Annotated in this window: 5 protein-coding genes; 4 read left to right on the forward strand and 1 reads right to left on the reverse strand. The window is 34.7% G+C overall.

What is annotated here, in order from left to right:
• The 4 genes from ACW6PM_RS02110 to ACW6PM_RS02125 all read left to right on the forward strand — a co-directional run.
• Positions 1 to 998 (forward strand): hypothetical protein (locus ACW6PM_RS02110; protein ID WP_456056072.1); only part of this gene is annotated, 998 nt, incomplete at its 5' end.
• A gap of 71 nt (positions 999 to 1,069) precedes the next feature.
• Positions 1,070 to 1,684 (forward strand): acyltransferase, encoded by a 615-nt coding sequence (locus ACW6PM_RS02115; protein WP_109257840.1) that lies wholly within the window; start codon positions 1,070 to 1,072, stop codon positions 1,682 to 1,684.
• Positions 1,672 to 2,658 carry a Coenzyme F420 hydrogenase/dehydrogenase, beta subunit C-terminal domain gene (locus tag ACW6PM_RS02120; protein ID WP_456056073.1) on the forward strand — a complete coding sequence of 329 codons (987 nt, stop codon included), beginning with the start codon at positions 1,672 to 1,674 and terminating at the stop codon, positions 2,656 to 2,658. The genes ACW6PM_RS02115 and ACW6PM_RS02120 overlap by 13 nt, the downstream gene beginning before the upstream one ends.
• A gap of 22 nt (positions 2,659 to 2,680) precedes the next feature.
• The gene (locus ACW6PM_RS02125) at positions 2,681 to 2,878 is read left to right on the forward strand and encodes a 4Fe-4S dicluster domain-containing protein (RefSeq protein ID WP_456056074.1); all 198 of its coding nucleotides are present in this window, start codon (positions 2,681 to 2,683) and stop codon (positions 2,876 to 2,878) included.
• Between the two features lie 202 nt (positions 2,879 to 3,080).
• Here ACW6PM_RS02125 and ACW6PM_RS02130 read toward each other — a convergent pair whose 3' ends face one another.
• A complete protein-coding gene (locus ACW6PM_RS02130; protein ID WP_456056082.1) occupies positions 3,081 to 3,266 on the reverse strand; it encodes a DUF6431 domain-containing protein in 186 nt (61 codons plus the stop codon).
• Between the last annotated feature and the right edge of the window lie 108 nt (positions 3,267 to 3,374).

Consider the following 3,374-nt stretch of genomic DNA (forward strand, 5'->3'; position numbering starts at 1 on the left):
GACTTACACCACAGTTTGTTAAGGAATCAAGCTACACATGGACAGCAGGAAGCACCGGAAACAGAGAATTCTTTGTGGAAGTAAAAGACAGTACCGGCAAAGTAGTGCGAAGCAGTGCAGTAGCTGTGTCAACAGAGAAAAATCTTGCAGTCAGTGCAAAAGCAGATAAGAGCAGGGTAAATGTAGGACAGAAAGTAACAGTAAGCGGAACTGCAACAGGAGGAACAGCGCCATATACATATAGTTATCTCCTGCATAATAAGGATACAGACAGCTGGTCACGACTTACACCACAGTTTGTTAAGGAATCAAGCTACACATGGACAGCAGGAAGCACCGGAAACAGAGAATTCTTTGTGGAAGTAAAAGACAGTACCGGCAAAGTAGTGCGAAGCAGTGCAGTAGCTGTATCAACTGTAAAAGAAGAGAATCTTGCAATCAGCGCAAAGGCAGATAAGAGCAAGCTAAATGTAGGACAGAAGGTGGTTGTAAGCGGAACTGCAACAGGAGGAACAGCGCCATATACATACAGTTATTTAGTGCATAATAAGGATACAGACAGCTGGTCACGACTTACACCACGGTTTGTTAAGGAATCAAGCTATACATGGACAGCAGGAAGCACCGGAAACAGAGAATTCTTTGTGGAAGTAAAAGACAGTACCGGCAAAGTAGTGCGAAGCAGTGCAGTAGCTGTGTCAACTGTAAAAGAAGAGAATCTTGCAATCAGCGCAAAGGCAGATAAGAGCAAGCTAAATGTAGGACAGAAGGTGGTTGTAAGCGGAACTGCAACAGGAGGAACAGCGCCATATACATACAGTTATTTAGTGCATAATAAGGATACAGACAGCTGGTCACGACTTACATCACAATTTGTTAAGGAATCAAGCTATACATGGACAGCAGGAAGCACCGGAAATAGAGAATTTTTTGTGGAAGTGAAAGATAATACAGGTAAAGTTACGAGAAGCACTGCAATATTGGTTGTTACGAAATAGCTTATATGTTGGCGATACTTTATGGTATCGCCAACATATGTAATAATAGAAATATTTATTAAGGAAAGAATATGTTAAAAAGAGCACTTAGAAAAATAAAAAGAACAGTAATTACATTTATTTATAAATCACATATTAATGGTGATGCAATATTGGAATGTGATAAATGTGATTTTTTAAAGCTAAAAAAAGGATCAAAAATTATTTTAAATGGAAATTTAACTTTAAATGCTAATAGGTTTGGTAAAAATGGAAGATCATCTATTTTAAGAATGGATGAAAACTCTATTTTAGAATGTGATGGTTTCTCATTCATGTATGGAGCGGATATAATATTGTTTAATGGAGCATGTCTTAAATTGGGAAGAGATTCTTTTATAAATAGTGATTGTAAGATAAGATGTCATAAACAAATTGTTATTGGAAATGATTGTGCTATCTCACATGATTTTACAATTATGGATTCTGATGCTCATGAACTTTGCGGAAATAGAAATACTAAGCCGGTTTATATTGGAAATCATGTATGGATAGGAACGAGGGTAACTGTTTTAAGTGGTGTAAATATTGGAGATGGAGCAGTAGTAGCGGCAGGAGCACTTGTGACAAATGATGTTCCGGCAGGAGCGTTGGTTGGAGGAGTACCGGCGCATATAATTAGAGAAAAGGTTGAATGGGAAAAATGATTGAAAGATTAGAGAGACCAGATACATACGCAGTATGGTCAAAGAATGAGACGACTCGATTTTATAGTACTTCAGGTGGAGCTTTTACAGAATTTGCAAAATATATTATTAATAACAATGGAATAGTCGTTGGAGCAAAATATAATAAGAATAACATGGTAGAGCATGCGATTGCTAAAGATTTATTAGAATTAGAAGCGTTGCGACAGTCAAAATATATAAGTAGTAATATAGGAAATATATTTATTGAAATCAAAAAGTACTTGAATAATGGTATATTAGTGGGATTTTGTGGTTCTCCCTGTCAGGTAGCAGGTTTATATGCTTTTCTGGGTAAAAATTATGATAACTTAGTTACAATGGATTTCATATGTAGAGGAATGAACTCTCCTAAAGCACTAAGATCTTGGTTAAGTGAAATAGAGAAAAAAGAAAATAAAAAAATAACCAGAGTGTGGTTTAAATATAAAGAAGGTGGATGGAAAACATCTCCCACAAGAACTCGGTTAGATTTTGAAGATGGCAGTTATTGTATTAAGGATGGAGATGATAATCTATTTATGAAGGGATACTTGACATCTAATTTTTACATACGACCATGTTGTGGAAATTGTAAGTTTAAAGGATTTCCAAGGAAGAGTGATATAACATTTGCAGATTTTTGGGGGATTGATGAAGAACTGGATGATGATAAGGGAACATCACTTCTTTTGATAAATTCAAAGAAGGGTAAAGAAATATTCGAAAGTATTACGGAGAATTTTAACATTTATAGGAAAAACTTTGATTCTATTTTCAGCGGGAATCCAATGCTTATGGCCTCTGCTAATGTACCTGAAAAGGGATATTACTTTTTAAAAGATTTAGATATAATGAGTTTTAGTAAATGTTACAAAAAATATAATAAAGTTTCTATAATTCATAGAGCATATAGAAAAATAAAAAAATTAGCTAGATATATATTAAAAAAATAATATGAAAAGCGAGAACTAAATTATGCGAGATATACCAGTACTTTTTAATAATAAAGATGAATGTTGTGGTTGTGCAGCATGTTATTCTATTTGTCCACAACGGGCAATAACAATGAGTGAAGATGAAATGGGATTTGAATATCCGATTATTGATAAGACAAAGTGTGTATGTTGTTCAATTTGCATTAAGACTTGTCCTATTAAGATAAATGTGCTATAGCATTAGAGAAAAAGTACTAAAAATTAAATGGAGGGAGAAAGTGTTACTAGTCAATTATTGGTAAAAATATGTAATGCAGGAAGGGGTAGTAAGATATTTAAAGTGAATATTCAATCAACATTATTTTCATGGTGTTTTCCAATAATTACAGTAGTTGTTGTAGTTATATTTTCGTATTTATTTGAGAAGACAATTCAAAAAGTTAAAGGCTTGTAAGTATGTCAGGCAGCATCCGGTGGATTCTGCGGCACTTATCATTGCTGCACTGATGCCTTGGAATTCTGAGCCATTCATGTGCTCCGTCCTCGTATCTTATAATGCGGCTACAGTAATCACGGAAGACAAGACTACCTTTCTGAAATATGGAACAAAGAAGAGTGTTGTGGATGTGCGGCTTGTTGTTCGATTTGTCCGGTCAGTGCAATAGTAATGCAGATAGATGATATGGGATTTGAATATCCAAATATTGATGAAAAAAAGTGTATTCATTGTTTAA

The sequence above is a fragment of the Agathobacter sp. genome (assembly GCF_977054825.1).